Source organism: Delftia sp. Cs1-4, from assembly GCF_000214395.1.
GTDB lineage: Bacteria > Pseudomonadota > Gammaproteobacteria > Burkholderiales > Burkholderiaceae_C > Comamonas > Comamonas acidovorans.
On record NC_015563.1, the window covers coordinates 358,341 to 383,698 of the forward strand.

A 25,358-nucleotide genomic window follows, 5' to 3' on the forward strand; every position below is an offset into this window, starting at 1 on the left:
CGTGAGTACGGGCGGGGCGTCAAGCCCCACGCCGCCGTGCATGCGCCAGTGCAGACAGCAGCGCCGCCGCGATGATGCAGGCGCCCCCCAGCAGCGTGCGCGGCGTCAGCACCTCGCCTGCAATCAACACCGAGGAGACGCTGGCGAACACCACCTCGGCCAGCATGACCACGGCGGTCACGCCGGCCGGCAGGCGTGCGGCGCCGAACTGCAGCGCCCAGTTGCCCAGCATCAGCAGCACGGCCAGGCCGGCGGCAATCAGCATCCAGCCGGCCTGCGGCGCAGGCATGGGCAGCACCAGCCCCACGCTGCTGCCCGCGAAGGCGCTGGCCAGCCCCATGGCCATGCAGCCGCTGAACATGGCCAGCATGCGCGCCTGCGCCGGCACGGCCTGCAGGCGGCGCAGCAGCACGTTGGTCAGCGCAAAGGTGAAGCCGCCGAACAGTGCCAGGCCGTCGGCCAGCGACAGACCGCGCAGCAGCCCGGGCGAGCCGTCGCTGAATGTGCCCTCGGGCACCAGCACCAGCGCCACCCCGCCAAAGGCCAGCAGCAGCCGCGTCAGCGCGGCCGGCGTGGGCCGCTCGCCCAGGATTTTCCAGGCCAGCAGCACGGACCACGCCGGCATCAGATAGAACAGCAGCACCACGCGCACCACATCGCCAATGGTCACGGCCCAGTTGAAGGCGATGTTGTTGCTGCCCGCGCAGGCACCCAGCAGGATCAGCGCCGGGTACTGCAGCGCCTGGCGCAGGCTGGCCGGGCGCAGCGCCACCAGCCCCGCGAGCACCAGGGCATACATCAGCGCCGTGGCCCACAGCGGATGCAGGCCAGCCTCGTGCATGGCGCGAAACGGCCACCAGGCCAGACCCCAGACCAGGGTGTTGAACAGCAGGGCGAGAACGGGCAGGGGGCTGTGCATAAAACCACGAAAAAGTGCCCGGTCAGGCAAAGCCCGCACCGAACACAATACGAGAAGACCATTTAGACCAGGCCTATCAATCGATAGCGCCCTATGGAACTGGCGAGGCCCAAAGCGAGAGACACCGAGCCAGGGCCGCCCCGCCGCGAGGGTGTCGTCCCCCCTGGGGGAAGGCGCGAAGCGCCTCAGGGGGTAGTCTCAATGGCAATCCTTGCGGGCAATCACCAGCAGGCGTTCGACTTCCTCGGGATGGTTGCGCACATTGCTGACGTGCCAGCGGCCGATCAGCCACATGATGCCGGCCACCACCAGGCCGAACACCGTGATGGCGCCGAAAGCCGACAGTCCGAACTTGGTGGACAGCGCATAGAAGGCGCCCAGCGCCAGGATGCAGGCCTGCTCGTTGAAGTTCTGCACGGCAATCGAGCGGCCCGCGCCCATGAGGTTGTGGCCGCGGTGCTGCAGCAGCGCATTCATGGGCACGACCAGGAAGCCGCCCAGGCCGCCCAGCAGGATCAGGAAGGGAATGGCCACCCACACGCTCTTGATGAAGATCATGGCGATCACCAGCAGGCCCATGGTGATGCCCAGCGGAATCACGCGCGTGGCGTTGTCCAGCCGCATGCGCATGGACGCGAGGATGGCGCCTGCGGCCGTGCCGATGGCCACCACGCCCACCAGGGCCGATGCCTGGGAGGTGCCGTAGCCCAGGGCCGCCGCGCCCCAGGCCAGCACGATGTAGCGCAGGTTGCCCGACACGCCCCAGAACAGCGTGGTCGTGGACAGCGAGATCTGGCCCAGCTTGTCCCCCCACAGCCGCTGGCTGCAGGTCCAGAAGTCGGGCAGCAGGGCCAGGGTGTTGGCCAGCAGGCTCTTGCTGGGGTCCTGGCGCAGCGGGCGCAGGATGGTGTCGGTCAGCGGAATGCGCAGGTTGAACCAGGCGGCCAGCGCATAGACGCCGACCAGCACGGCAATCGCCGCTTCGGCGGCCGTGTCCACGCCCGTGTCCAGCAGCGGCAGGTCGAAGTCCAGCAGATGGGCCGAGATGCCCGGGCTCAGCAACTGCCCGCCCACGAGCACGCCCAGGATGATGGAGGTGATGGTCAGCCCCTCGATCCAGCCATTGGCCTTGACCAGCTGGGAGGCGGGCAGCAATTCGGTGAGGATGCCGTACTTGGCCGGCGAGTAGGCCGCTGCGCCCAGGCCCACCACGGCGTAGGCCAGCAGCGGGTGATTGCCGAACAGCATCATCAGGCAGCCCACGATCTTGATCGCATTGCTGATGAACATCACCCGCCCCTTGGGCAGGGCGTCGGCAAAGGCGCCGACGAAGGGGGCCAGGATCACGTAGAACAGCGCGAACATGGGCACCAGGGCGGCGCGCTGCCACTCGGGGGCGCCATTGGTGCGCAGCAGTTCCACGGCGGTCACGAACAGGGCGTTGTCTGCCAGCGAGCTGAAGAACTGCGCTGACATGATGGTGTAGAAACCGCGCTTCATGGATAGGCAGATGGGGTCAGCTGCAGGGCTGCTGACCGGTTAAATAAGGACCCCGTGGCAAGTGACTGGCGGTTATATCACGCGGCCTTTGGCTGGCAGTGCCAGAATCCCAAGCTTCTGACTGAGTGAAAACCATGCCGCGTCCCATTCTTGCCACCATCCATTCCGCCGCGCTTCGCCACAACCTGGAGCGGGTGCGGCAGGCGGTCCCCGATGCCAAATTGTGGGCCGTGGTCAAAGCCAACGCCTATGGCCACGGTATCGAGAACGTGTTCGAGGCCCTGCGCGGCGCCGACGGCTTCGCCATGCTGGACCTGGCCGAGGCCGAACGCGTGCGCCAGCTGGGCTGGCGCGGCCCCATCCTGCTGCTGGAAGGCGTCTTCGAGCCGCGCGACCTGGAACTGTGCTCGCGCCTGTCCATCTGGCATGCCGTGCACTGCGACGCCCAGATCGACTGGCTGGCCGCGCACAAGACGCAGAACGGCCACCGCGTCTTTCTCAAGATGAACTCCGGCATGAACCGCCTGGGCTTCACGCCCGAGCGATACCGCGCGGCCTGGGCCCGGCTGAACGCCTTGCCCCAGGTGGAGGAAATCTCGTTCATGACCCATTTCAGCGATGCCGATGCAGGGGCCGGACAGCCCGGAATCTCGGCACAGCTGCAGCGCTTTCATGACGCCACGCGCGACCTGCCCGGCGAGCGCAGCGTGGGCAACAGCGCTGCCACGCTGCGCCAGGGCGACGACGCGCTGGTGCGCTGCGACTGGGTGCGGCCGGGCATCGTGCTCTACGGCAGCGCCCCCGACTATCCGCAGCACACGGCGGCCCACTGGGACCTGCAGCCCACGCAGACGCTGAGCTCGCGCATCATCGGCGTGCAGCAACTGACTGAGGGGCAGAGCGTGGGCTATGGATCGCGCTTCACGGCCGACGGCCCCCTGCGCCTGGGCACCGTGGCCTGCGGCTATGCCGACGGCTATCCACGCCACTGCGGCACGGGCACGCCCGTGCTGGTGAACGGCGTGCGCACCCGCACCCTGGGCCGCGTGAGCATGGACATGCTGGCGGTGGACCTGACGCCCGTGCCCGATGCCGGCATGGGCAGCGAAGTCACGCTGTGGGGCCGCGCCAGCAACGGCGCGGTGCTGCCCATCGACGAGGTGGCCGAGGCCGCAGGCACGCTGGGCTATGAACTCATGTGCGCCGTCGCGCCGCGCGTGAACAAGACCGTCGATTGATCAGGGCGCGGCTTCCACGCTGTCCCTGGCCCGCTCCAGCAGCGCCATCAATTGCTGTTGCGCGGCGGGCTCCCAATCCTTGAGCAGCCGGGCCGCCAGCGCCTGGCGCGACTGGCGCAGCCGGTCGAACAGGGCCTGCCCCTGGGGGCTGAGGCTCAGGCAGCGCACGCGGCGGTCGCGGGCGTCCGGTTCGCGGTCCAGCCATCCCTGCTCCTGCAGCTGCGCCAGCATGCGCGCGAGCTGGGCCTTGTCCATGTGGCTGTGGTCGACCAGATCCCTTTGCGTGCGGCCCGGGTGTCGGCCCACGTACATCAGCACGCGCACCTCGTTGGGCGTCAGCCCGGGCTCCATGGACTCCATGTCCTCGCGCATGCGCGAGCGGAACAGGTGCAGCAGCTCGTGCATGGCCTCGAAGATGTCGGCGGGCAGGGAGGCATTCATGGCAGGGTCTTGTGGAAATACGTTGACAAAGTCAACGGATAATAGAGAATTGGTGGACTAAATCAACATTCTAGGCCGTCGCAGGCCGTTTCGCCAATGAACTTGCCCAATCCAGCCACCTCTGCCGTGACACCGGCGCCCGTCGTCCAGCGCGTCCGCCATTCCTTCCGCGCCCGCCATGTGCAATTGCTCTCGCGCGAGCAGCCCAGCCCCGGCTTTGTCCGCCTGACCCTGGGCGGCCCCGATCTGGAGGACTTCGTGAGCGCCGGCTTTGACGACCACGTCAAGCTCATCCTGCCGCAGGCCGGGCGCGAACTGCCCGCGCTTCCCGTGCTGCTCGATGGCCGCCCGACCTTCGTGGAGGACGAGCGCCCCACCTTGCGCGACTACACCCCGCTGCGCTACGACGCCGCGCGCCAGAACCTCATCATGGATTTCGCGCTGCACGATGCCGGCCCCGCCACCGAATGGGCGCTGACCGCCCCGCTGGGCCAGTGGGTGGGCCTGGCCGGTCCGCGCGGCAGCCTGGTGATCTCGGCCAACCTGCCATGGCATTGGCTGTTCGGCGACGAGACCGCCATGCCCGCCATCGAGCGGCGCCTGGCCGAGCTGCCCGCCGGCAGCCGCGCCGTGGTGCGCGTGCAGCTGCGCAACCCGGCCGACCGCCGCCAGTGGAGCAGCACGGCCCGGCTGGACTGCGACTGGGTCGAATCGCTGGCCGATGCCGTGCAGGCGCTGGAGCTGCCCCAGGACGACGGCTACATCTGGGCGGCGGGCGAGCACAGCGCCATGGCCGAGCTGCGTCGCCTGCTGCTGGCCAAGGGCGCATCGCCCAAGCGCATGCGCGTGGCCTCTTACTGGAAGCAGGGCACGGCCGACCACCATGAAGACCTGAACGATCCCAGCTGACCTGCCTGGAGAAAAGAACGGAAGTACAGACGAAAAAAAGCCCACCGAAGTGGGCTTTTTTTCGTGGTGGTTGCGCGAGAAGGATTTGAACCTCCGACCTTTGGGTTATGAGCCCAACGAGCTACCAGACTGCTCCATCGCGCGGTAATCCGCAGTAATTTCGTTTTCACTGCATTTTCTGCAGCGAAGAAGTGAACTATAACCGATATCTTTCCGTCACGCAACTGCGATAGGCGCGAAACATGCGTGCCAGGGCGGCAGCCACCGCTCGGTATAGTGCTCACCCCATGGCCAAAGACAAAACCACGTTCATCTGCAATGCCTGCGGAGGCACCAGCCCGCGCTGGCTGGGCAAGTGCCCGGCCTGCGGGGCCTGGAACTCGCTGATCGAGGCCGTTGCCGAGCCTGCGAGCGCGGGCAAGAACCGGCTCAGCCAGCCCCAGGGCTATGCGGGCCTGGCCAATGTCCAGGCCGTGATGCCGCTGTCGGCCATCGAGGCCCAGGACGTGGCGCGCACGCCCAGCGGCATCGAGGAGCTGGACCGCGTGCTGGGCGGCGGCATTGTCGAAGGCGGCGTGGTGCTGATTGGTGGCGATCCCGGCATCGGCAAGTCCACCCTGCTGCTGCAGGCCATGGACGCGCTGCACCGCGTCGGCCTACCCACGCTGTATGTCACGGGCGAGGAAAGCGGTGCCCAGGTCGCGCTGCGCTCGCGCCGCCTGGGGCTGGAGGCCAGCCAAGTCAACGTGCTGGCCGAGATCCAGCTGGAGAAGATCCTCGCCACCATGGAGGCCACCCAGCCGGCCGTGGTCGTCATCGACTCCATACAGACCGTGTACTCGGATCAGCTGTCCTCGGCACCGGGCTCGGTGGCCCAGGTGCGCGAATGCGCGGCCCACCTCACGCGCGCGGCCAAGACCACAGGCATCACCGTGATCCTGGTCGGCCATGTGACCAAGGAAGGCGCACTGGCCGGCCCGCGCGTGCTCGAGCACATGGTGGACACGGTGCTCTACTTCGAGGGCGACACGCACAGCAACTTTCGCCTGGTGCGCGCCATCAAGAACCGCTTTGGTGCCGTCAACGAGATCGGCGTCTTCGCCATGACGGAGAAGGGCCTCAAGGGCGTCACCAACCCCAGCGCCATCTTCCTGTCCCAGCACAGCGAGCCCGTGCCCGGCTCCTGCGTGCTGGTCACGCTGGAGGGCACGCGCCCCATGCTGGTGGAGATACAGGCCCTGGTCGATCAGGGCGGCCCCGCGCCCCGGCGCCTGTCCGTGGGCCTGGACCGCGACCGGCTGGCCATGCTGCTGGCCGTGCTCAGCCGCCACGCGGGTGTGGCCTGCGCGGACCAGGATGTGTTCGTCAACGCCGTGGGCGGCGTGCGCATCAGCGAGCCTGCGGCCGACCTGGCCGTCATGCTGTCCATCACCTCCAGCCTGCGTGGCCGCGCCCTGCCCAAGGGATTCCTCGCCTTTGGCGAAGTGGGCCTGGCCGGCGAAGTGCGCCCCGCGCCGCGCGGCCAGGAGCGACTGAAGGAAGCGGCCAAGCTGGGCTTCACCATGGCCGTGGTACCCAAGGCCAATGCGCCCAAGAAGGCTATTGCCGGTCTGACCGTGCATGCCGTCGAACGCGTGGACGAGGCCATGAACATCGTCCGAGGGATGGGCTGACGCGCTTGCCGAGCGCATTGCGGGGGCATACGCACTGTCCGCAGCGGCCCTGCGGCGCCTCCATAAGACAATCGGCGCCATGAATTTGCGCAATATCCTGATTCCTCTGGGCCTGCTCGTACTGCTGGTGGCTGCGCACCAGTCCTATGGCTGGATGGGTGTGGTCGCCGTGGGCGGCGGCATCATGATGTGGCTGTTGCTGCATTTCACGCGGCTGATGTCCATCATGAGGAAGGCTGCGGACCGGCCCATGGGCTATGTGGGCAGCGCCGTCATGCTCAACGTCAAGCTCAAGCCCAAGGTCTCGCTGATGCACGTGGTGGCCATGACGCGCTCCCTGGGCGAGCGCCTGTCCGAAGACGGCCAGCATCCCGAGATCTACCGCTGGACCGACGGCACGCAGTCCCATGTGACGTGCGAGTTCATGCACGGCCGGCTCGTGAAGTGGGCCCTGGTGCGTCCCATGCCAGAACCCGAGCCCGAGAGGGCAGCCGCCCCCGAGGCAGCCACCGCGCCCTAAAATACCGGGTTGGTGTTCTGTTCAATACCCCCAAGGATGTTCCTATGAGCCCCGTTGTTCCCTCGATGGCCGACCGTGACGGCAAGATCTGGATGGATGGCCAGCTGGTGGACTGGCGCGATGCCAAGATCCATGTGCTGACCCACACGCTGCACTACGGTTGCGGCGCATTCGAGGGCGTGCGGGCCTACAAGTCCGAACAAGGCACGGCCATCTTCCGCCTGCAAGACCACACCAAGCGCCTGTTCAACAGCGCCAAGATCCTGCGCATGCAGATCCCGTTCACCCAGGAAGCGGTGAACCAGGCCCAGGTCGAGGTCGTGCGCGCCAACCAGCTGGAATCGTGCTACCTGCGCCCGCTGACCTGGATCGGCGACCGCAAGCTGGGCGTCTCCCCCAAGGGCAACACCATCCACCTGATGGTTGCGGCCTGGGCCTGGGGCGCCTACCTGGGCGAAGAAGGCATGCAGCGCGGCATCCGCGTGAAGATCTCCAGCTTCACGCGCCACCATGTGAACATCACCATGAGCCAGGCCAAGGCGGTGAGCAACTACACCAACTCCATCCTGGCCAACACCGAGGCGCTGGACGACGGCTACGACGAGGCCATCCTGCTGGACGCCTCGGGCTTCGTCTCCGAGGGCTCGGGCGAGAACATCTTCGTCATCAAGGATGGCGTGGTCTACACGCCCGACCTGTCGGCCGGCGCGCTCAACGGCATCACGCGCAATACCGTGATGCACATCTGCAAGGACCTGGGCCTGGAAGTGGTGCAAAAGCGCATCACGCGCGACGAGCTGTACATCGCCGATGAAGTCTTCTTCACCGGCACGGCCGCCGAAGTCACGCCCATCCGCGAGGTGGACCGCATCGAGATCGGCGCGGGTAGCCGCGGCCCCCTCACCGAAAAGATCCAGCAGGCCTTCTTTGACATCGTCAACGGCCGCAACCCCAAGTACGCCCATTGGCTGACTCGGGTCTGAACATCCCTAGAGACCCACGAAAGAGATAAGCAAGCATGACAACGAATGCCACCGTCGAACTGGCGGCCAAGGACCTCAACGCCCAGGGCGGCGTGTTCTGCCCCAGCCCCAAGGCCGACATGAAGCTGTGGAACAGCCATCCCAAGGTCTACCTGGACGTGGCCCACACCGGCGAAGCCAAGTGCCCCTACTGCGGCACGCTGTACCGCCTGAAAGCCGGCGAAGTCTTCGCAGGCGGGCATTGAACAAAGCGGGCCTCGGCCCGCTTTGTGTGTCTCAGCGCGCCGACAGCGCGCGGCCCCAGATGCTGCGGGGCGCAGCACCTCCGTGCAAGGCCAGCATGTCCGTGAAATGGCGCCGCTCCCCGCCGCGCAGCTTGACGATGGGCGCCGCCACCTGCGGCGCCTTCGCCAGGCACAGCTGGGGGTAGAGCAGGTACCACTTCCAGCGCAGGGCAGAGTGATAGAAGAAGGCTGTGTCCTCGGCCTTGAACAGCGTGAGCCGGGCATCGGGCAGGCGCCGCATCACCTGCTGGGCCGCGACATGGATCAGAAGGTAATTTGGATCGGGAATGCCCTGCAGCACCTCGGCGGCGTCGGGCCGCGACTGCAGGCGCTGCAGATAGGCTGCAGGGCCGTCCTCGATCAGCGCCTGGTGAAACTCCTTTTGCCATTCCGATACAAAGCGCGAGCCGGCCGGAGCGCAGAATGACCAGCTTTCGATCACGGGGTAGCGCCTGTCCCTGGTGAAGCCCTCAAGGTAGAAGCCTGCCAGCTCGGCAGCGCCTGCGCCGGGGGAGGCGCTCATCCAGTCCAGTGGCGCGGTCAGCAGCGTGGTGGCGTCGAACCAGTAGCCGCCGTGGTGTGCCACCAGGTACAGGCGAAGCCAGTCCGATTGCTTGGTGGGATGGAGTTCGGCAAACGCCGCCGGAAGGTCGCCGCAGGCGACGTACTGGCCCAGGTTCTCTGGCGTCACGACGATGACCTGGTGATCCGGGCACTGCCGCCGCCAGCTGTCCACACACTGCTGGACGAAGGGATCCAGGCCGGACTGGTTCCAGTACGTCCAGATCGTTTTCGGGATTTCCGCTGCAAGACCATCGGCTGCCGGGGGCGATGGGGGCAGCTGCAAGGGCGCAGGCATGGTGTAATCTGCGCCGATTTTGGAAGGCGCCGCCCAGCGATGGAGCAGCCTGAATAAGACCGCAGGAATTTTTTTCATGAGCGGATGGAAAGCGGAATGCCCGCATTTTGGGGCAGAAAGTTGCGGTCTTGATGAGATTTGACAAGTCGAAGCTGCCAGGGCTCCTCACGACCCTGGCCGCTATTTTGGTGCCCGGGCTGGCCTTGTGGCTGCGCTCGGGCTATTCCTATGGCGCCGGCCTCATGGTCCTGGGCGCCCTGTGTTTTCTGCCTCGCTGGGTCAGATACCGGCAGTCCAACGGCACCTGGCTGCTGGTCGCGCTGTTCCTGGGCATGGCGGTGATGTGGTACTTCCTGTCCGTGCTGGACGGGGGCACCGGGCAGTTCGACCGGCCCGTGAAATTCATCCTGGGCGCGGTCAGCCTGCTGTTCGCCATGTGCTATCCGCCCACGGCGCGGATCTTCCTGTGGGGCATTCCGCTGGGCAGCGCAGGCGCGGGCTTCATGGCCCTGTGGCAGGTCTGCGTGCTGGGCATGGAACGGGCCACGGGTTACACCAATGCCATCCAGTGGGGCAACATGGCCTTGCTGCTGGGCTGCTTCTCCTGCATCTATGCCGTGTCCTTCTGGCACCAGCGCTCCCTGCTTTGGCGCCTGCTGGTGCTGGCGGCTGCCGCGCTGGGGGCGCTGGCTTCGCTGCTGTCGGGCTCGCGCGGCGGGTGGCTGGCGCTGTTGCCGATGTTCTTCATGCTGATGGTGCTGGTGCGTATGTACCGCCCGCAGTACTTCGGGCGCCTGTTGCTGGGCTGCGCTGCACTTCTGGTGGCGCTGGCCACCGTGATGGCCTTCATCCCGCGCGTCAGCGAGCGCGTGGATGAGGTCTACCTGGATGTGAGCACCTACCTTCATGCCGGCAACTCCAACACCTCGCTGGGCACCCGGCTGGAGCAGTACCGGCTGGCCGTGCAGATGATCGGCGAGAAGCCCCTGCTGGGCTGGGGCATGCAGGGCTATGTGGACGAGATGCACCGGCGCGTGGACGCCGGCAGCTATGGCCAGTCCATCCGCGAATACAACTTCATCCACAACGACTTCCTGGACATCTGGGTCAAGCTCGGCGTGCCGGGCGTTCTGCTGCAGGCAGCGCTGTTCATCTCGCTGCTGTGGCTGTTCTGGCCCTCGCGGCGGCGCATGGCGCTGTGGCCTGCGGACAGCACCCCCTGGCGCGAGGCCCTGCTGCTGCGTATCCTGGGCAGCCTGATGCCAGCCATGTACCTGGCGTTCGGCATGTCACAGCAATTTTTCGTGCACAACAGCGGCATCGTCTTCTTCGTCTTCCTCGTGGTGGCCCTGTGGTCATCGCTGCATGGCCTGGAAAGGGCCAGCGGAGCCGTGCGGTGACGGAGCGCGCCACCACGGCCCGGCCCCGGGTGCTGCACTTCGTGACGGGCGGCTTCTCGGGTGCCACCCAGGTGGCGGTGGATCTGGTGTCGGCGCACCGCGCGTCGGGCCGCTTCGACGCCCGGCTGGTGCTTCGGCGCAAGCGCAATACCTCCGATGAACGCGTGCAGAAGCTGCGCGACGGCGGCATCGATGTCGACGTGGTCGCCGGCTGGTCCCATGCCGCCACCGTCTGGCAACTGCGCCGCATCTGCCTGGATTTTCGGCCGGACATCGTGGTTGCCCATGGTTTCAGCGACCACCTGTGGGGCCGCTTTGCCGCGCTGTGGGCCGGCGTGCCCTGCCTGGTGCATGTGGAACACAACTCGCGCGAGCGCTACACGCGCTGGCGGCTGGCGCAGGCCCTGTGGCTGACCGAGCGCACGGCCGCCATCGTCGGCTGCTCCGAAGGCGTGCGCCAGAGCCTGCAGGACCGTGGCTTTCCTGCCGCCAAGCTCATGGCCATCAGCAACGGCATCCGGCCCGAGCCCTATCTGCAGGAGCCGCCCCCCTTGCTGCAGCGCCGTCCGGACATCGTCATGGCCGCGCGCTTTGCGCGGCAAAAGGACCATGCCACCTTGCTGCGCGCGCTGGCCGTGCTGCGCCAGCGCGGCCTCAAGCCCACGCTGACCCTGGCCGGCGGCGGCAAGGCGCGCGCCCAGCAGGCGGCGCAGCGGCTCAGTGCCGAACTGGGCCTGCAGGACCAGGTGCAATTCATCGGCATGTGCAACGACGTGCCCGGCCTGCTGCGTGCGCACCGCGTCTGCGTGCTGTCCACGCACTACGAGGGCATGCCCCTGTCCCTGTTGGAAGGCATGGCGGCGGGCTGCGTGGTGGTGGGCAGCCGCGTGGTGGGCGTGCAGGAAGTGGTGCGGCCCGGCGACAACGGCCTGCTGGCCGCGCACGCCGACCCTGAATCGCTGGCCGACGCCCTGCAGCAGGCGCTGCAGGATGACGAAGCCGCCGTGCGCATGGCCGCCACTGCGCGGCAGGAAGCCCTGTCGCACTACAGCCTGCAGCGCATGACCGGCCAGTACGAAGACCTGTTCGCCCGCCTGCTGCAGGGGGAGCGTCCGTGACCTGGCTCAGCATCCTGGTGCCCGTCTACAACGTGCTGCCCTACCTGGAGGAATGCCTGCAGTCCGTCATGGACCAGGCCGATGCCGGCGTGCAGGTGCTGGTGCTGGACGACTGCTCCACCGATGGCTCCTGGGCCCTGATGCAGCAGCTGGACCAGCGCTGGCCCGGCCGCCTGCAGCTCATGCAGCATGAGCGCAACGCCGGCCTGAGCGCGGCGCGCAACACCATGATCGATGCGGCCACGGGCGACTACCTGTGGTTCCTGGACTCCGACGACAAGCTGCTGCCCGGCGCGATTGCCGGGCTGTCGGCCATCGTGAAACAACATGCGCCCGATGCCGTGCTCTGCGACTTCTCCGTCTGGCGCGAGGCCCCGCGCCTCAAGCACCGCCTGCGCGGCGAGGCGCACCGGCACAGCTTCCAGGGCCCCACGCTGCAGCGCTCGCAGGACCGGGGCGCCCTGCTGGCCGGCCTGCTGCGCACGGGCCAACTGCATGCCTGGTCCAAGATCTCGCGCCGCAGCCTGTGGGATGCCGCCCTGCGCTTTCCTGCAGGCCGCTACTTCGAAGACATGATGACCATGCCGCAGATGGCGCTGCGCTGCGCCAGCTTCTACTACCACCCCCAGCCCTGGGTGGCCTACCGGCAGCGTGCCAACTCCATCCTCGCGTCCATGACGCCTGCCAAGGCGGCAGACCAGTCCGCCGCCCTGTGGCCGCTGGCGCAGGCCGTGCAAGCCCTGCAGGATGATGATCTGCGCAACGACGGGCGCCTGCACTTCGCCTGGGCGCACCAGGCCGCGCGCAACCTCATCGGCGCCCTGCGCTTTCTCGACCGGCAGCGGGACATGCCGCCCGCGCAGCGGCAGGCGCTGGCGCAGCAGTTCCTGGCGGACTTCGGCCGCATCTCGCCGCTGTCCCTGCCGGCCCTGCGCCAGGCCTATCTGCGGCGCGGCTGGTGGCTGCGCGCATGGAAGCTGCGCAGCTGGGAGCGCCGCGCGCAGCAGCTGGGAACACCGGGAGCCCCAGCATGAGCGGCCTGAAACTGAAAACCCGGGGCGAGCTATGGCTGGCGGCCGGCATGCGCCGCTTCTACGCCACCTTCGCACGCCGCCTGGAGCAGGGCCCCGCGCCCGACTTCCGCAGCCATGACATCGGGCCTGCGGCGCCCGTGCCCGTCTCCACGCCCATTCCCCGCATCATCTGGGCCTACTGGAACGGCGACTCGGTGCCGCTGCTCATACAGCGTTGCTTTGACAACTGGGCCCGCCTGAACCCCGGCTACAGCCTGCGCATCCTCAACGACGCGCAGCTGCCGCAATACGTGCCGCAGCTGCCCGGCAACCTGCAGCAGCTGCCCGTGGCCAAGCGCTCGGACTGGCTGCGGCTGGAATTGCTGCACCGCCACGGCGGCATCTGGCTGGATGCCAGCACCATCCTCACCGAGCCGCTGGACTGGCTGCTGGAGCAGCAGCAGCGCAGCGGCGCCGACCTCGTCGCCTACTACCTGGGGCGCTACACCCGCGACCCGCAGGTGCCCGTGGTCGAGAACTGGCTCATGGCCGCGCCCCCGGGCAGCGCCTTCATCGCGGCACTGCACAAGGAATACGTGGAGCAGGTCCTGCCGCAGACGGGCGAGGCCTATATCGCTCAGCTCCAGCAGGCCGGCGAATACGAGCAACTGCGCCAGGGCATCGACATGCCAGCCTACCTGAGCATGCACCTGGCCATGCAGCGCGTGCTGCGCGCCGGCGGCAGCTACCGCCTGCGGCTGGCCAAGGCCGAGGACGGCCCCTTCTTCCTGCACGTGCAGGGTAACTGGGGCCGCACCCCGCTCAAGATCCGCCTGATGTTCTCGCGCACCGAACAGGCGCCCGTGCCGCTGATCAAGCTGCGCGCCCCCGACCGCAAGAAGCTGGACTTCTACCTGGAGCGCGGCCTCTACGTGCCCGGCAGCATCGCCGACCGCTATCTGCGGGGCTGAATCCCTCTCATCGCCTTCCATTGCGAGCCATAACCGGGCCGCGACGATGTGCCTGTGCCGATGCGCCATCATCGTGGCATTGCGTTTGAATGGGGGAGATGCATATGCACCAGGACTACGCCATCCTGAAGCGCCAGGACAATATCGATGCGTACTTCAAAGATATAGAGAAGATATACGTCTCCAATGGCTGGGGCAGCAGCTATCCGGAAAGCCTGCTTCGTCAGATGTTCAGTGCCTCCTACTACCTGCTGGCGACGACCACCAGCGGTGCTGTCGGCTTCCTGCGCGGCTTCACCGACGGCGCCATGGTCACGCACCTCAGTGAAATCGTCGTGGACCCCGGGCTGCAGCGGCGGGGTATCGGCAGGCTCCTCATGCAGAAATTCCTGCAGGATATCGGCCACACCACCATTTATGCCGAGGCCCTCAATCCTCAGGCTGCCCTGCTTTTGGAGCGGCATGGGTTTGGCGAAAGCCGGAATCTGAGGGTGTACTCGAGGACAAAAACGCTTGGCTGATCCGCCGCCGAGCACTGCACGCACCGCACATCCAGCGATCAAACGGGTATGGCTGCCAGGGCTCGGCTGGCTGGCCCGCCCTGGCCCCGTTAAACTGGCCGCAAGCCGAAAGGCCCGGTGCGTAGAAACACCATCGTAGCGTTGAAGCCCCCACCGTCAATCGGGGTCCTATTCACGCAGGAATCAAGACTGTGATTTTGATATTTCTTGCCAGCCACAGCGCTGTGCTTGCCCCTTCCTATCCTCTTTTCTACGAGGAGGGCTGACCCCATGACATCCCCCAAAAACACTGCCGGCGCGGCAGTGCAGGCGCAGCCGTTGCCCAAGCGGTCGCAAGCCGCAAGGCCTTCCGACTGGCCCAGCGCGTGGCAGGCCATGCATGTCTGTCTGGTCGTCATCGAGGGGCGGCTGGTCACCCTGGCCGAGGTCTGTGGCAAAAAGCCCGACCGCAAGGCCCGCCAGTTCGACGTGGAATGCGCGGTGGAGCTGGCGCTGGCGCACATACGCCGCATGCGCGCCGACCCGCCGGACAGCCATCAGGCGTTCGAGCAGCAGTGGCACCTGGCGTCCTGCGCCATCGAACTGGCCGATGGCGCCTACCGCTTCCCCCGCTCGCGCTACGGCCGCCTGCTCAAGCGCACCCGCTGGCATTTCGACCTGCTCAGGGACCTGGTGGAACGTGTGGAGTGGCAGCACCGGCGCGGCTGAGCCGCAGGCGGCAGCTCAGGCCAGCGGCAGCCGCAGCACGAAGCAGGCGCCCGGCTGGCCGTCGGCGCGGCCCTCGCAGTGCACGCTGCCGCCGTGGCGCTGGGCGATGGAGCGCACCAGGGCCAGGCCCAGGCCCACGCCGCCCGAGCGCTCGCTGGCGCCGGGCAGGCGGAAGAACTTCTCGAAGATGCGCTCGCGGTGGGCCGGCGCCACGCCGGGGCCATGGTCGCAGATGCGGATCTCGGCCATGGCGTCCTGGCGCGCCAGCTCCAGCGTGATGGCGCCCTGGCTGTAGCGGCGCGCGTTCTCCAGCAGGTTGCGCACGGCGCGGCGCAGCAGCTTGGAGATGCCGGGCACTTCCAGCGCGTCGGTGGACTGCAGGTCCAGGTCGGCATCCACGCGCGCGCATTCCTCGGCGGCCAGGCCGATCAGGTCCACGGGCTCGATCGTGCCCACGTCGCCCTCATAGGTCTCCAGCCGGCTGGCCAGCAGGATCTCGTCCACAAGCTGGTCCAGCTCGCTGATGTTGCGCTGGATCTCGGCGCGCGCGCGGGCGCTGGCCGGGTCGTCGCCCATGAATTCCAGGCCCATGCGGATGCGCGTCAGCGGCGAGCGCAGCTCGTGCGAGGCATTGGCCAGCAGCGATTTGTGCGAGGTCACCAGGGTCTCGATGCGCGCGGCGGCGGCGTTGAACTGGTGGGCCAGGTCGGCCACCTCGTCGCTGCCGTGCTCGGGCACGCGCACCGACAGGTCGCCCTCGCCAAAGCGCTTGACGCCGCGCTGCAGGTTCTCCAGCCGCTTGAGCAGGCGGCGGATGATGGGGAACACGCCCACGGCCACGGCCACGCCCACCAGGCCCAGCAGCCACAGAAAGCCGAAGGGCGGGCGCAGCCAGAAGGCGGCTGCGCCGTCGTGCGGCGGGCGGTCGCCGCGCGGCGGGCGCGGCGCCATGTGCAGCATGTAGGTCTGGCCGTCCGTGCCTTCGATCTCGAAGCGCAGGCCCTCCTCGGGCGGGCCGGGCAGGCGCCGCGCACGGCCCTGGGCGATGACCTTGCCGTCCGCATCGCGCATGGCCACGTCGCGCGAGGGCGGCGAGCTGGCGCTTTGCACGTTCTGCGCGTTCTGCTCGGCCGCGATCTGCCAGGCCCAGGCCACCGTCAGCGTGAGCACAGCCACGCCGCCCACCACGGCCAGCCAGATGCGCAGGTACAGGCGCTGGGAGAAGAGGGAGAGCAGCTTCATTCGCTTGGCTAGTCTTGTTGCTTGGCGAAGACGTAGCCCACGCCGCGCACCGTCAGGATGCGCTTGGGCGCCTTGGGGTCGGCCTCGATGGCGGCGCGGATGCGGCCCATGTGCACGTCGATGGAGCGGTCGAAGGCCTCCAGCTCGCGGCCTCGCACGGCTTCCATGATCTGGTCGCGCGTGAGCACGCGGCCCGCGCGCTCGGCCAGCGTGACCAGCAGGTCGAACTGGTAGGAGGTCAGCTCGCAGGGCTGGCCCGCCACGGTGACGCTGCGCGCGTCGCGGTCGATCTCCAGGCTGCCGAAGCGCAGTGCCGTGGTCGGCTGGCCGGCGGCCGTGCCCTCGCCGCCGCCGCGCCGGCGCAGGATGGCGCGGATGCGCGCCAGCAGCTCGCGCGGCTCGAAGGGCTTGGGCAGGTAGTCGTCGGCGCCGATCTCCAGGCCGATGATGCGGTCCATGGGGTCTCCCTTGGCCGTGAGCATCAGCACCGGCACCTGGGCTGCGGGGCCGGGCAGGGCGCGGATGCGCCGGCAGACCTCCAGGCCGTCCATGTCGGGCAGCATGAGGTCGAGGATGACGAGGTCGGGCAGGTCGGCGCCCGGCACGCCGTCGGCGGGCTGCAACTGCTCCAGGCCGCTGCGGGCATCGCCCATGTGGGTGACCTGCAGGCCGTTGTTGCCCAGGTAGTCACCCACCATCTGCGCGAGGCGGGTGTCGTCTTCGATCATCAGAAGATGGTGCGTACTCATGGAGGGCAGTGTATTCATGCTGGGGCCTGGCGTCGTATTGCGACGATGCTCGCAGCGCCCCGTCAGCCGTGCTTGTCGCTTGCGTAAAGTTCGGTAAAACAGCGCAGCCTGCGGCCAGCCGCTCAACTGCCGCGTTGCGCGGGCCGCACCGCATGCACGCGCGAGGCCAGCGCGATCAGCACCAGCACGGGCAGGCCCAGCAGAGCCGTGGCCTGGAAGAAGCTCACGTAGCCATGCGCATCGACAAAGGCGCCCGAGAAGCCGGCCAGCCATTTGGGCGCCAGCAGCATCATGGAGCTGAACAGCGCGTACTGCGTGGCCGAGTACTGCACATTGGTCAGCCCCGACAGGTAGGCGATGAAGGCCGCCGAGGCGATGCCGCCGGCCAGGTTGTCCGCGCTCACCACCCAGACCAGCGCATTCACGTCATGGCCGCGCGTGGCCAGCCAGGCGAACAGCAGGTTGGTGGCGGCCGACAGCGCGGCGCCCAGCATCAGCACGCGCATCACGCCCCAGCGCATGGCCAGCGCCCCGCCCAGGAAGGCGCCCGCCAGCGTCATGATCACGCCGTACACCTTGGTCACGGCGGCCACCTCGTCCTTGGTGAAGCCCATGTCCACGTAGAAGGGGTTGGCCATGATGCCCATGACCACGTCGCTGATGCGGTAGATGGCGATCAGGCCGAGCACCAGCAGCGCCTGCCAGCGGTAGCGGCCCAGGAAGTCGGCAAAGGGCTCGACCAGCGCGCTGTGCAGCCACTCGGCCGCGTTGCGGGCAGGCGCCAGCGGGCGTGGCACCGGTTCCGGCGAGAGCAGCACGGTCAGCATGCCCACGGCCATGGAGGCGGCCATGGCCAGGTAGGCCACCTGCCAGGCGCCGCTCTGGTAGCCCGCCGTGCCCGCCACCTCGGCGCGGGCGGCCAGCCACAGCACGCCGGCGCCGGCCCAGATCATGGCCAGCCGATAGCCGGTCTGGTAGGTGGCGGCCAGCGCGGCCTGGCGCTCGGTGTCGGCCGATTCGATGCGGTAGGCATCCAGCGCAATGTCCTGCGTGGCCGAGCCGAAGGCCACGGCCAGCGCGCACCACACCAGCGGCGTGAGCGAGACGCGCGGATCGTTGAACGCCATGCCGCACAGCCCGGCGACGATGAGCATCTGCGCGAACAGCAGCCAGCCGCGCCGCCGCCCCAGCCAGCGCGTGAGCAGCGGCAGCGGCATGCGGTCCACCAGCGGCGACCAGACCCACTTGAAGGCATAGGCCAGGCCCACCCAGCTCAGGTAGCCGATGGTGGTGCGGTCCACGCCGGCCTCGCGCAGCCAGAACGACAGCGTGCCCAGCACCAGCAGCAGCGGCAGGCCTGCCGAAAAACCCAGGGCCAGCATGCGCAGACTGGCCGGCTCGGCATAGACGCGCAGGGTCTGGCCCCAGCTGCGGCGGGGCGTTTCGGCGGCGGTGGAGGGGGCGGAGGGGGTGGTGGTGGACGGCTCGGTCATGTTGTGCTGCGGCAGGCTGCGGCCATTATCGGGCCCATGGTGGCGCGGACTGGCGCGCGCTACCATCGCGGGCACAGGATGCCGCCATGGCCTACACCCTCTCTTCCCTCCACAGCGATGCCGCCGCGCAAGACGGCGCGGCCGATGCCACCGATACCGCCTTCGCGCCGCACAGCTCGGTGCGCAGCTACAGCGGCGAGCACCAGGCCCATGCCCACGGCCATGCGCAGATCCTCTATGCGCTGCAGGGCCGCATGGAGCTGGAGGTGGGCGGGCGCAGCGCCTTTGTGGACGCCGTCAGCGGCATGCTCATCCCCGCCGGCGTGGACCACGGCTACCTGGCGGCACCGCGCTCGCGCGTGTTCGTCATCGATGCGCCCAGCGGCCCGGGGCTGGACCGGATGCGGCGCTTTTCCGTGCCACCGGCCCTGCGCGGCCGGGAGTCGGAAGGCCCGGCCGCCGAGCAGCTGGCCCAGGTGCTGCAGGCGCCCGGCCTGCTGGCGCGCCGGGGGCTGGACCTGCAAGGGCTGGCCGCGCAGGTGCAGGCCGCACTGCACGAGGACTGGCCCACGGCCCGGCTGGCCGCCCTGTGCCACATGAGCGCCCAGCGCTTTCACGCGCGCTTTGTGGAGCTGGCGGGCCAGCCGCCCCAGGCCTGGCTGCGTGGCCTGCGCCTGGATGCGGCCGAGCGCGGGCTGGCGCGGGGCCTGCCCCTGGAGGCCACGGCGCTGCGCTGCGGCTATGCCTCGGCCAGCGCCCTGGCCTATGCGCTGCGGCGCGACCGGGGCGTGACGGCGCGGCAACTGCGCGGCTAGCCCGTTCACAGTCCTCCGGACTACGAGCGTTTCTCGACAAATGCCCTGCCGCGCCAAGCGCAACATGGCGCCATGGTTCGCAACTCTTCCGCTTCTTCCTCCGCCGTCGGCATCGCCTTCGTTTCGGTGGCCGCCGTGCTCTGGGGCACGACGGGCACGGCGCAAAGCCTGGGCGCAGGCGGGCTGTCGCCGTTCTGGGTGGGCGCCGCGCAGCTGGCGGTTTCCAGCCTGTTTCTGGGCGTGCTGCTGGCGGTCTCCCATTGGAGGCTGCGCGGGCGGGCCGGGCAGGGCGTGGCGCCCGTCCAGCCGCTGCTGCCCAACCCGGTGCACCTGGGACTGCGTCCGGCCTGGTTCGTGCTGGCATCCATGGGAATCGGCGGCTACAGCATCTTTTTCTACGAGGGCGTGACGCTCACGGGCGTGGCCGTGGGCACGGCCGTGGCCATTGGCAGCGGCCCCATCTGGGCCGGGCTGATGCAGGCGCTGGTGCTGCGCGCGCCCCTGTCTGTCCTGTGGTGGGCCGGCACGCTGGTGAGCGTGGCGGGAGGTGCGGCCATGGTGATGGCCCGGGGCGGTGCCACGCTGTCCTGGAGCGGCCTGGCCCTGTGCCTGCTGGCGGGGCTGTCGTACGCGGGCTATGCGCTGATCAACAAGCGCCTGGTCACCCACATGTCGCCGCGCGTGGTGAATTTCTATGTCTTCACCGGGGCGGCCTGCATGGCGGTGCCGATTGCGCTGGTGCAAAGCGGCCTGCCGCAGTGGAGCCTGGCGGCCGTGCTGGTGGTGGTCTACCTGGGCGTGGTGGTGTCGGGCCTGGCGCACATGCTGTTTTCCATCGGGCTGCGCAGCATCTCGGGCCCCACGGGCGTGACGCTGAGCCTGATCGAGCCCGTGGCGGCCTTCGTGCTGGCGGTGTGGGTCGTGGGCGAGCGGCAGCCGCTGCAATCGTGGCTGGGGCTGCTGGCCGTGCTGGCGGGGCTGATGCTGGTGATTGGCGCCGAGATGCGGGCGCAGCGGGCCGTGATGGCCGCGCAGATGGCGTAACTCTTTGTAGGCCGGCGCCGCTCTTCACGATGCGCTGTTCTCCGCATGTTTCAGGCATGCATGGCCGCTAGACTTGGCGGCATGCAGCAGCCATCCCATCTCTCCTCCGAACCCTGTGCCCCGTCCGCCTGGGGCTGTGCCTGCGCGCCCTGGCGCGCGCGTCGCGGTTTTCTGCTGGCCGGCAGCGCGGCGGCCATGGGCCTGGCCACGGCGCCGGTGGCGGCACAGGTGCAGGTGGGCGGTGCCTCGGGCCTGCGCAAGCTGGTGCCGGCCGAGACGCTGGAAGGCGCCGCCACCGACCAGTACCAGCAACTGCTGGCCAAGGCCCGCGCCCAGGGCGCGCTGGCCGGCGACAGCAACCCGCAGCTTCAGCGGCTGCGCGCCATTGCCCGGCGGCTCATCCCGTACACCGCCCAATGGAATCCGCGCGCCAATGCCTGGCGCTGGGAGGTGAACCTGATCGGCAGCAAGGAGATCAATGCCTTTTGCATGCCGGGCGGCAAGATCGCCTTCTACACCGGCATCATCGAGCAACTGCAGCTCACCGACGACGAGATCGCCATGATCATGGGCCACGAAATGGCCCATGCGCTGCGCGAGCACTCGCGCGAGCAGTTGGCCAAGAACCAGGCCACCAGCATCGGCATCTCGCTGGGCGCCCAATTGCTGGGCCTGGGCGACCTGGGCAATGCGGCGGCCCGCCTGGGCGGCCAGCTGCTGTCGCTGAAATTCAGCCGTGGCGACGAGAGCGAGGCCGACCTCGTGGGCCTGGAACTGGCTGCGCGCGCCGGCTACAACCCCCAGGCCTCGGTCTCGCTGTGGCGCAAGATGGGCCAGGCCACGGGTGACCGTGGTGGCCTGGAATTCCTGTCCACCCACCCCGCAGGTCCCGAGCGCATCCGCGAGCTGGAGCGCAACATCCCGCGCGTGGAAGGCCTCTACGAGGCCGCACGGCGCGGGTAGGCAGCCGTCTTCAGGCGGCGACTTTTTGCTTGGGTTGGTAGCCCATCACGGCTTTCACTTCAAGGTACTCCTTGAAGCCGTGCTCGCCCCATTCCCGGCCCGTGCCCGACTGCTTGTAGCCACCGAACGGCGCGCCGAAGTCCGGCCCTGCGCCGTTGAGGTGGACCATGCCGGTGCGCAGGCGCGAGGCCACACGGCGTGCGCGCTCCAGGCTGCCGGACTGCACATAGCCCGACAGGCCGTAGGGCGTGTCGTTGGCCTGGGCGATGGCCTCCTCCTCCGTGTCGTAGGGCAGGATCACCAGCACGGGGCCGAAGATTTCCTCGCGCGCAATGGTCATGTCGTTGCGCACGTCGGCAAACACCGTGGGCCGCACGAAGTAGCCGCGCGCAAGGCCCTCGGGGCGGCCCGTGCCGCCGGCCACCAGGGTGGCGCCTTCGGCGATGCCGGCCTCGATCAGGCCCTGGATCTTGCGGAACTGCGCCTCGCTGACCACGGGGCCCATGTGCATGGCGCCGGTGTCGGCCAGTGCATCGCCCACCTTCATGCCTTCGGCAGCGGCCTTGGCCGCGGCCACGGCGCGCGCATGCAGGGCGCGCGGCACGAACATGCGCGTGGGTGCGTTGCAGCTCTGGCCCGAATTGGTGAAGCAGGCGTTCACGCCCTGGGCCACGGCTTTTTCGATGTCGGCGTCGTCCAGCACGATGTTGGCCGACTTGCCGCCCAGCTCCTGCGTCACGCGCTTGACGGTATCGGCCGAGGCCTTGGCCACGGCAATGCCCGCGCGGGTGGAGCCGGTGAAGGTCATCATGTCGATGCCGGGGTGCACGGACATGGCCTCGCCCACCGAGGGGCCGTCGCCGTTGACCAGGTTGAACACGCCGGCCGGCACGCCCGCTTCGTGCAGGATCTCGGCCACCAGGATGGCGTTCAGCGGCGCGATCTCCGAGGGCTTGAGCACCATGGTGCAGCCCGCCGCCAGGGCCGGTGCCACCTTGCACATGATCTGGTTGATGGGCCAGTTCCAGGGCGTGATCATGCCCACCACGCCCACGGGCTCATGCACGATGCCGGTGGTGCCGCGCACGCTCTCGAACTCGAATTCCTTGAGCACCTGCAGGGTCTGCTTCAGGTGCCCTGCGCCCACGGTGGCCTGGGCCGCGCGCGACAGCCACAGCGGCGCGCCCATCTCCAGCGAGATGGTCTGCGCCACCTCGTCGATGCGGCGCATGTAGACCGCCAGCACCTTGTCCAGCAGGGCCAGCCGCTCGTCGCGCGTGGTCTGCGAGAAGCCGTCGAACGCGCGGCGTGCGGCGGCCACGGCTGCATCGACATCGGCGGCCGAGCCCATGCTGATGCGGGCCGCCACCTCCTCGGTGGACGGATTGATCACATCCAGCGTGCGCGGCACGGCCGGGGGAACCCATTGGCCGTCGATATAGAACTGCAGGTGCTCTTGCGTGCTCATGAAGCTGTCTCCGTGTCTCGTTGTCATTGGGTGGAAGGGGTGTCGAAGGTGACGCGCTGGTTCACGCGGTAGTGGGGCCAGTAGTCGGCCACAGCATAGTGCTGCGTGCTGCGGTTGTCCCAGATGGCGATGCCGCCCGCGTCCCATTGATGATGCACCATGAACTCCGGCTTCTTCAGCCAGTCCAGCAGGAAGGTGAGCACGCCGCGCGCCTCGTGCCGGTCCACGCCCGTGATGTGGCGCGTGAAATCGGCATTGACGAAGATGCACTTGCGGCCTGAATCGGGGTTGGTGCGCACCACGGGATGCGTCACGGGCTTGAACTGGCGCAGCGCCTCGAACAGCGCCTCCTCGCCCTTGCGGCCCAGGTATTCCCGGAAGCCCGATTCCTCCCAGGTATGGACCGCCTGCAGGCCTTCCAGGTACTGCTGCATGCCGGGCGAGAGCCAGTCATAGGCCTTGCTGGTGCTGGTCCAGCAGGTGTTGCCGCCGGCCGGCGGCGTGGTCACGATCTGGATCACGGTGCCCAGCGGCGGCTGCTGCTTCCAGCTGATGTCGGTGTGCCAGTTGTCTATGGCGGGCGGGCGGTCCTTGTCGGAGATGATCATCTCCACGTCGGGCATGCCGCTCTTGCGCTCGAAGTACGAGCCCTTGGACAGCGGGCCGAACACCTGCGCCAGCGCCACATGCTGCTCGGCCGTGATGGTCTGGGGCCGGAAGAAGATGACCTCGAAGTCGTACAGGGCCTGTCGCAGTTCCGCCTGCACCTCGGGGGACAGGGGCCGGGTCAGGTCCACGCCCTCGATCCAGGCCGCGAAGTTGGGCATGCGCGGCACGGGGCGGATGTGGTGGTAGCGGGCGTCGATGTCGATCAGCTGCATGGGGGCGGCATTGGCCATGGGGTACTCCTTGAAGGAACGGATGGGAGGGGAGGAAGGGGGAAGGTGGGGAGAGAGGGCTGGCGGGCTCACTGCCAGTGCAGCAGCCGCCTCTCGGCCCAGGACATGAAGCGCACCATGCCCACGCCCAGCAGGGCCAGCACCAGCAGCAGCGCCATGACGCCATTGATGTCGAAGGTGGAGCCCAGGTAGGCCAGGGTCTGGCCCAGGCCCTTTTCGCTGGCAATGATCTCGGTGCCCACCACGCCCAGCAGGGCATAGATCAATCCCAGGCGCAGGCCCGAGAAGATCACCGGGACGGCGCCGGGCAGCGTGACCTCGAAGAAGGTGGTGGCGGCGCTGGCGCCCAGCGTGCGGCACAGCGTCACATGGTCCTGGCTGACGCCCCGCATGCCTGCCACCGTGGCCGACAGCACGATGAAGAAGGTCAGCGAGCAGCCCACGGCGATCTTGCTGCCCAGCCCCAGCCCGAACCACAGGATGAACAGCGGCGCCAGCGCGATGCGCGGCATCACGTTCAGCGCGTTGAAGTAGGGCTCTGCAAAGCGTTCGATGGCCGGCCAGCGCACGAAGGCCAGCCCCGTGGCGAAGGCGGCCACGCTGCCCAGCACGAAGGAGCAGGCCACGGCCGCCAGCGTCCAGCCCAGGTCGGACCAGAACCGGGCCGTGCCCGCATGGTTCCAGAGATAGGCGGCCACGCCGCTGGGCTGGCCGAAGAAGGTGGGGTCCAGCCAGCGGCGCGCGGCGGCCCATTCGGCCAGTCCCAGCACGAGACAGATGAACAGCGCATGCAGCGCCAGCCATTGCAGACGGTCAGCCTTCATGGTGCACCCATCCCGATTCGAGCTGCGACCACAGGGCCGCATAGAGTTCATGGAAGCGCGGCGACTTCTGCAGGTCGCGGATGGAGCGCGGGCGCGGCAGGTCGATGGGCAGGTCGGCGATGATGCGGCCCGGGCGCGAGGACATCACCACCACGCGGTCGGAGACGGCCACGGCCTCGGCCAGGTCGTGGGTCACGAACAGCACGCTGTGGCGGTGCTGCTGGCACAGGCGCAGCAGCAGGTCCTGCAGCTGCAGCTTGGTCTGCGCGTCCAAGGCGCCGAAGGGCTCGTCCATCAGCAGCAGTTGCGCGTCCAGCGCAAAGGTGCGCGCCAGCGCCGTGCGCTGGCGCATGCCGTGGGACAAGGCCTTGGGCATGGCCTGCGCATGGTCGGCCAGGCCCACCTCCTGCAGCATGCGCAGTGCGCGCTCCGTGCTGTCGGCTGTGCCGACGCCGCGCACGCGCGCGCCGAAGGCGGCGTTCTCCAGCGCCGTGCACCAGGGCAGCAGGCTGTCGCGCGCCAGCATGTAGCCCACGCGGGAACTGCCCAGGCGCGGTGCTTCGCCCAGTACGCGCAGCGTGCCGGCGCCGGTGTGGGCCACCAGGCCTGCGCAGAGGTTGAGCAGACTGGTCTTGCCGCAGCCGCTGGGCCCGACCAGCGAAACGAATTCGCCCTCGGCCACCTGCAGCGCAATGTTGTCCAGCACCTGCGTGCGGCCGTCGAAGCTCAGATGCAGGCCGTCTGCGGCAATGGCCTGCGGCGGCGGAAGGCGTGATCCATTGGGAGTCATGGCGAGCGCCTCCT

At 68.4% G+C, this 25,358-nt stretch carries 26 protein-coding genes and 1 tRNA gene; 15 read left to right on the plus strand and 12 right to left on the minus strand.

The window, feature by feature from the left end; genetic code table 11:
* Positions 1 to 19: 19 nt before the first annotated feature.
* Complete coding sequence (locus DELCS14_RS01545) at positions 20 to 919, minus strand: DMT family transporter (protein ID WP_013800184.1); 900 nt, start codon at positions 917 to 919, stop codon at positions 20 to 22.
* 198 nt (positions 920 to 1,117) lie between these two features.
* Positions 1,118 to 2,419, minus strand: a complete 1,302-nt coding sequence (gene lplT, locus DELCS14_RS01550) for a lysophospholipid transporter LplT (protein ID WP_013800185.1) — start codon at positions 2,417 to 2,419, stop codon at positions 1,118 to 1,120.
* Positions 2,420 to 2,553: 134 nt separating this feature from the next.
* Between lplT and alr the strand changes: the two genes are divergently transcribed.
* On the plus strand, positions 2,554 to 3,657 hold the full coding sequence (gene alr, locus DELCS14_RS01555; protein ID WP_013800186.1) for an alanine racemase: 1,104 nt from the start codon (positions 2,554 to 2,556) through the stop codon (positions 3,655 to 3,657).
* Here the strand turns inward: alr and DELCS14_RS01560 are convergent, their stop codons facing one another.
* Positions 3,658 to 4,098: a MarR family transcriptional regulator gene (locus DELCS14_RS01560; RefSeq protein WP_012202251.1), complete on the minus strand. Its 441-nt coding sequence runs from the start codon at positions 4,096 to 4,098 to the stop codon at positions 3,658 to 3,660.
* Between the two features lie 96 nt (positions 4,099 to 4,194).
* On the opposite strand from DELCS14_RS01560, the gene DELCS14_RS01565 reads away from it, so the two are divergent.
* Positions 4,195 to 5,007, plus strand: a complete 813-nt coding sequence (locus DELCS14_RS01565; RefSeq protein ID WP_012202252.1) for a siderophore-interacting protein — start codon at positions 4,195 to 4,197, stop codon at positions 5,005 to 5,007.
* Between the two features lie 67 nt (positions 5,008 to 5,074).
* Here DELCS14_RS01565 and DELCS14_RS01570 read toward each other — a convergent pair.
* A tRNA-Met gene (locus tag DELCS14_RS01570) sits at positions 5,075 to 5,151 on the minus strand.
* Positions 5,152 to 5,294: 143 nt separating this feature from the next.
* On the opposite strand from DELCS14_RS01570, the gene radA reads away from it, so the two are divergent.
* From radA to DELCS14_RS01590, 4 genes are all read left to right on the plus strand, one after another.
* Positions 5,295 to 6,680, plus strand: a complete 1,386-nt coding sequence (gene radA / locus DELCS14_RS01575) for a DNA repair protein RadA (RefSeq protein ID WP_034397813.1) — start codon at positions 5,295 to 5,297, stop codon at positions 6,678 to 6,680.
* A 79-nt stretch (positions 6,681 to 6,759) separates the two neighbouring features.
* Complete coding sequence (locus DELCS14_RS01580; RefSeq protein ID WP_013800187.1) at positions 6,760 to 7,200, plus strand: hypothetical protein; 441 nt, start codon at positions 6,760 to 6,762, stop codon at positions 7,198 to 7,200.
* Positions 7,201 to 7,244: 44 nt separating this feature from the next.
* Positions 7,245 to 8,183 (plus strand): branched-chain amino acid transaminase, encoded by a 939-nt coding sequence (locus DELCS14_RS01585; protein ID WP_013800188.1) that lies wholly within the window; start codon positions 7,245 to 7,247, stop codon positions 8,181 to 8,183.
* Positions 8,184 to 8,218: 35 nt separating this feature from the next.
* Entirely contained in the window at positions 8,219 to 8,428 is a 210-nt protein-coding gene (locus DELCS14_RS01590; RefSeq protein WP_012202256.1) for a zinc-finger domain-containing protein, read from the plus strand.
* Positions 8,429 to 8,459: 31 nt separating this feature from the next.
* On the opposite strand, the gene DELCS14_RS01595 is transcribed toward DELCS14_RS01590, so the two are convergent.
* The gene (locus DELCS14_RS01595; protein WP_013800189.1) at positions 8,460 to 9,326 is read right to left on the minus strand and encodes a capsular polysaccharide synthesis protein; all 867 of its coding nucleotides are present in this window, start codon (positions 9,324 to 9,326) and stop codon (positions 8,460 to 8,462) included.
* 131 nt (positions 9,327 to 9,457) lie between these two features.
* Here DELCS14_RS01595 and DELCS14_RS01600 point away from each other — a divergent pair, with 131 nt between their 5' ends.
* The 6 genes from DELCS14_RS01600 (at position 9,458) to DELCS14_RS01625 (ending at position 15,057) form a co-directional block, all read left to right on the plus strand.
* Positions 9,458 to 10,726, plus strand: a complete 1,269-nt coding sequence (locus tag DELCS14_RS01600; RefSeq protein WP_013800190.1) for an O-antigen ligase family protein — start codon at positions 9,458 to 9,460, stop codon at positions 10,724 to 10,726.
* Positions 10,723 to 11,844: a glycosyltransferase gene (locus DELCS14_RS01605; protein WP_013800191.1), complete on the plus strand. Its 1,122-nt coding sequence runs from the start codon at positions 10,723 to 10,725 to the stop codon at positions 11,842 to 11,844. The genes DELCS14_RS01600 and DELCS14_RS01605 overlap by 4 nt, the downstream gene beginning before the upstream one ends.
* Complete coding sequence (locus DELCS14_RS01610) at positions 11,841 to 12,878, plus strand: glycosyltransferase family 2 protein (RefSeq protein ID WP_013800192.1); 1,038 nt, start codon at positions 11,841 to 11,843, stop codon at positions 12,876 to 12,878. Before DELCS14_RS01605 ends, DELCS14_RS01610 begins: the two co-directional genes overlap by 4 nt.
* Complete coding sequence (locus tag DELCS14_RS01615) at positions 12,875 to 13,828, plus strand: capsular polysaccharide synthesis protein (protein ID WP_013800193.1); 954 nt, start codon at positions 12,875 to 12,877, stop codon at positions 13,826 to 13,828. The genes DELCS14_RS01610 and DELCS14_RS01615 overlap by 4 nt, the downstream gene beginning before the upstream one ends.
* A 104-nt stretch (positions 13,829 to 13,932) precedes the next feature.
* Complete coding sequence (locus DELCS14_RS01620) at positions 13,933 to 14,349, plus strand: GNAT family N-acetyltransferase (RefSeq protein WP_013800194.1); 417 nt, start codon at positions 13,933 to 13,935, stop codon at positions 14,347 to 14,349.
* A 270-nt stretch (positions 14,350 to 14,619) separates the two neighbouring features.
* Positions 14,620 to 15,057 (plus strand): hypothetical protein, encoded by a 438-nt coding sequence (locus tag DELCS14_RS01625; RefSeq protein ID WP_013800195.1) that lies wholly within the window; start codon positions 14,620 to 14,622, stop codon positions 15,055 to 15,057.
* A gap of 15 nt (positions 15,058 to 15,072) precedes the next feature.
* On the opposite strand, the gene DELCS14_RS01630 is transcribed toward DELCS14_RS01625, so the two are convergent.
* From DELCS14_RS01630 to DELCS14_RS01640, 3 genes are all read right to left on the minus strand, one after another.
* Entirely contained in the window at positions 15,073 to 16,299 is a 1,227-nt protein-coding gene (locus DELCS14_RS01630; RefSeq protein WP_013800196.1) for an ATP-binding protein, read from the minus strand.
* Between the two features lie 8 nt (positions 16,300 to 16,307).
* A complete protein-coding gene (locus DELCS14_RS01635) occupies positions 16,308 to 17,066 on the minus strand; it encodes a response regulator transcription factor (RefSeq protein WP_013800197.1) in 759 nt (252 codons plus the stop codon).
* Positions 17,067 to 17,170: 104 nt separating this feature from the next.
* Positions 17,171 to 18,541, minus strand: a complete 1,371-nt coding sequence (locus tag DELCS14_RS01640; protein WP_096914310.1) for an AmpG family muropeptide MFS transporter — start codon at positions 18,539 to 18,541, stop codon at positions 17,171 to 17,173.
* Between the two features lie 86 nt (positions 18,542 to 18,627).
* Between DELCS14_RS01640 and DELCS14_RS01645 the strand changes: the two genes are divergently transcribed.
* The 3 genes from DELCS14_RS01645 (at position 18,628) to DELCS14_RS01655 (ending at position 21,363) form a co-directional block, all read left to right on the plus strand.
* The gene (locus DELCS14_RS01645) at positions 18,628 to 19,356 is read left to right on the plus strand and encodes a helix-turn-helix domain-containing protein (RefSeq protein WP_013800199.1); all 729 of its coding nucleotides are present in this window, start codon (positions 18,628 to 18,630) and stop codon (positions 19,354 to 19,356) included.
* Positions 19,357 to 19,428: 72 nt separating this feature from the next.
* On the plus strand, positions 19,429 to 20,400 hold the full coding sequence (locus tag DELCS14_RS01650) for an EamA family transporter (protein ID WP_013800200.1): 972 nt from the start codon (positions 19,429 to 19,431) through the stop codon (positions 20,398 to 20,400).
* A 60-nt stretch (positions 20,401 to 20,460) separates the two neighbouring features.
* Positions 20,461 to 21,363, plus strand: coding sequence for a M48 family metallopeptidase (locus DELCS14_RS01655; RefSeq protein ID WP_013800201.1), 903 nt, complete (start codon positions 20,461 to 20,463; stop codon positions 21,361 to 21,363).
* A gap of 10 nt (positions 21,364 to 21,373) precedes the next feature.
* Here the strand turns inward: DELCS14_RS01655 and DELCS14_RS01660 are convergent, their stop codons facing one another.
* The 4 genes from DELCS14_RS01660 to DELCS14_RS01675 all read right to left on the minus strand — a co-directional run bounded on the left by DELCS14_RS01660 (position 21,374) and on the right by DELCS14_RS01675 (position 25,344).
* Positions 21,374 to 22,831, minus strand: a complete 1,458-nt coding sequence (locus DELCS14_RS01660) for an aldehyde dehydrogenase family protein (RefSeq protein ID WP_013800202.1) — start codon at positions 22,829 to 22,831, stop codon at positions 21,374 to 21,376.
* 23 nt (positions 22,832 to 22,854) lie between these two features.
* On the minus strand, positions 22,855 to 23,730 hold the full coding sequence (locus DELCS14_RS01665; protein ID WP_013800203.1) for a TauD/TfdA family dioxygenase: 876 nt from the start codon (positions 23,728 to 23,730) through the stop codon (positions 22,855 to 22,857).
* A gap of 68 nt (positions 23,731 to 23,798) precedes the next feature.
* The gene (locus DELCS14_RS01670; RefSeq protein WP_013800204.1) at positions 23,799 to 24,554 is read right to left on the minus strand and encodes an ABC transporter permease; all 756 of its coding nucleotides are present in this window, start codon (positions 24,552 to 24,554) and stop codon (positions 23,799 to 23,801) included.
* Positions 24,544 to 25,344, minus strand: coding sequence for an ABC transporter ATP-binding protein (locus tag DELCS14_RS01675; protein ID WP_013800205.1), 801 nt, complete (start codon positions 25,342 to 25,344; stop codon positions 24,544 to 24,546). Before DELCS14_RS01675 ends, DELCS14_RS01670 begins: the two co-directional genes overlap by 11 nt.
* Between the last annotated feature and the right edge of the window lie 14 nt (positions 25,345 to 25,358).

Bases quoted from the DNA above. Each gene is read 5' to 3' on its own strand.
- DELCS14_RS01545 (WP_013800184.1), bottom strand. From the start codon at position 919: ATGCACAGCCCCCTGCCCGTTCTCGCCCTGCTGTTCAACACCCTGGTC.
- lplT (WP_013800185.1), bottom strand. From the start codon at position 2,419: ATGAAGCGCGGTTTCTACACCATCATGTCAGCGCAGTTCTTCAGCTCG.
- alr (WP_013800186.1), top strand. From the start codon at position 2,554: ATGCCGCGTCCCATTCTTGCCACCATCCATTCCGCCGCGCTTCGCCAC.
- DELCS14_RS01560 (WP_012202251.1), bottom strand. From the start codon at position 4,098: ATGAATGCCTCCCTGCCCGCCGACATCTTCGAGGCCATGCACGAGCTG.
- DELCS14_RS01565 (WP_012202252.1), top strand. From the start codon at position 4,195: ATGAACTTGCCCAATCCAGCCACCTCTGCCGTGACACCGGCGCCCGTC.
- radA (WP_034397813.1), top strand. From the start codon at position 5,295: ATGGCCAAAGACAAAACCACGTTCATCTGCAATGCCTGCGGAGGCACC.
- DELCS14_RS01580 (WP_013800187.1), top strand. From the start codon at position 6,760: ATGAATTTGCGCAATATCCTGATTCCTCTGGGCCTGCTCGTACTGCTG.
- DELCS14_RS01585 (WP_013800188.1), top strand. From the start codon at position 7,245: ATGAGCCCCGTTGTTCCCTCGATGGCCGACCGTGACGGCAAGATCTGG.
- DELCS14_RS01590 (WP_012202256.1), top strand. From the start codon at position 8,219: ATGACAACGAATGCCACCGTCGAACTGGCGGCCAAGGACCTCAACGCC.
- DELCS14_RS01595 (WP_013800189.1), bottom strand. From the start codon at position 9,326: ATGCCTGCGCCCTTGCAGCTGCCCCCATCGCCCCCGGCAGCCGATGGT.
- DELCS14_RS01600 (WP_013800190.1), top strand. From the start codon at position 9,458: ATGAGATTTGACAAGTCGAAGCTGCCAGGGCTCCTCACGACCCTGGCC.
- DELCS14_RS01615 (WP_013800193.1), top strand. From the start codon at position 12,875: ATGAGCGGCCTGAAACTGAAAACCCGGGGCGAGCTATGGCTGGCGGCC.
- DELCS14_RS01620 (WP_013800194.1), top strand. From the start codon at position 13,933: ATGCACCAGGACTACGCCATCCTGAAGCGCCAGGACAATATCGATGCG.
- DELCS14_RS01625 (WP_013800195.1), top strand. From the start codon at position 14,620: ATGACATCCCCCAAAAACACTGCCGGCGCGGCAGTGCAGGCGCAGCCG.
- DELCS14_RS01630 (WP_013800196.1), bottom strand. From the start codon at position 16,299: ATGAAGCTGCTCTCCCTCTTCTCCCAGCGCCTGTACCTGCGCATCTGG.
- DELCS14_RS01635 (WP_013800197.1), bottom strand. From the start codon at position 17,066: ATGAATACACTGCCCTCCATGAGTACGCACCATCTTCTGATGATCGAA.
- DELCS14_RS01640 (WP_096914310.1), bottom strand. From the start codon at position 18,541: ATGACCGAGCCGTCCACCACCACCCCCTCCGCCCCCTCCACCGCCGCC.
- DELCS14_RS01645 (WP_013800199.1), top strand. From the start codon at position 18,628: ATGGCCTACACCCTCTCTTCCCTCCACAGCGATGCCGCCGCGCAAGAC.
- DELCS14_RS01650 (WP_013800200.1), top strand. From the start codon at position 19,429: ATGGTTCGCAACTCTTCCGCTTCTTCCTCCGCCGTCGGCATCGCCTTC.
- DELCS14_RS01655 (WP_013800201.1), top strand. From the start codon at position 20,461: ATGGCCGCTAGACTTGGCGGCATGCAGCAGCCATCCCATCTCTCCTCC.
- DELCS14_RS01660 (WP_013800202.1), bottom strand. From the start codon at position 22,831: ATGAGCACGCAAGAGCACCTGCAGTTCTATATCGACGGCCAATGGGTT.
- DELCS14_RS01665 (WP_013800203.1), bottom strand. From the start codon at position 23,730: ATGGCCAATGCCGCCCCCATGCAGCTGATCGACATCGACGCCCGCTAC.
- DELCS14_RS01670 (WP_013800204.1), bottom strand. From the start codon at position 24,554: ATGAAGGCTGACCGTCTGCAATGGCTGGCGCTGCATGCGCTGTTCATC.
- DELCS14_RS01675 (WP_013800205.1), bottom strand. From the start codon at position 25,344: ATGACTCCCAATGGATCACGCCTTCCGCCGCCGCAGGCCATTGCCGCA.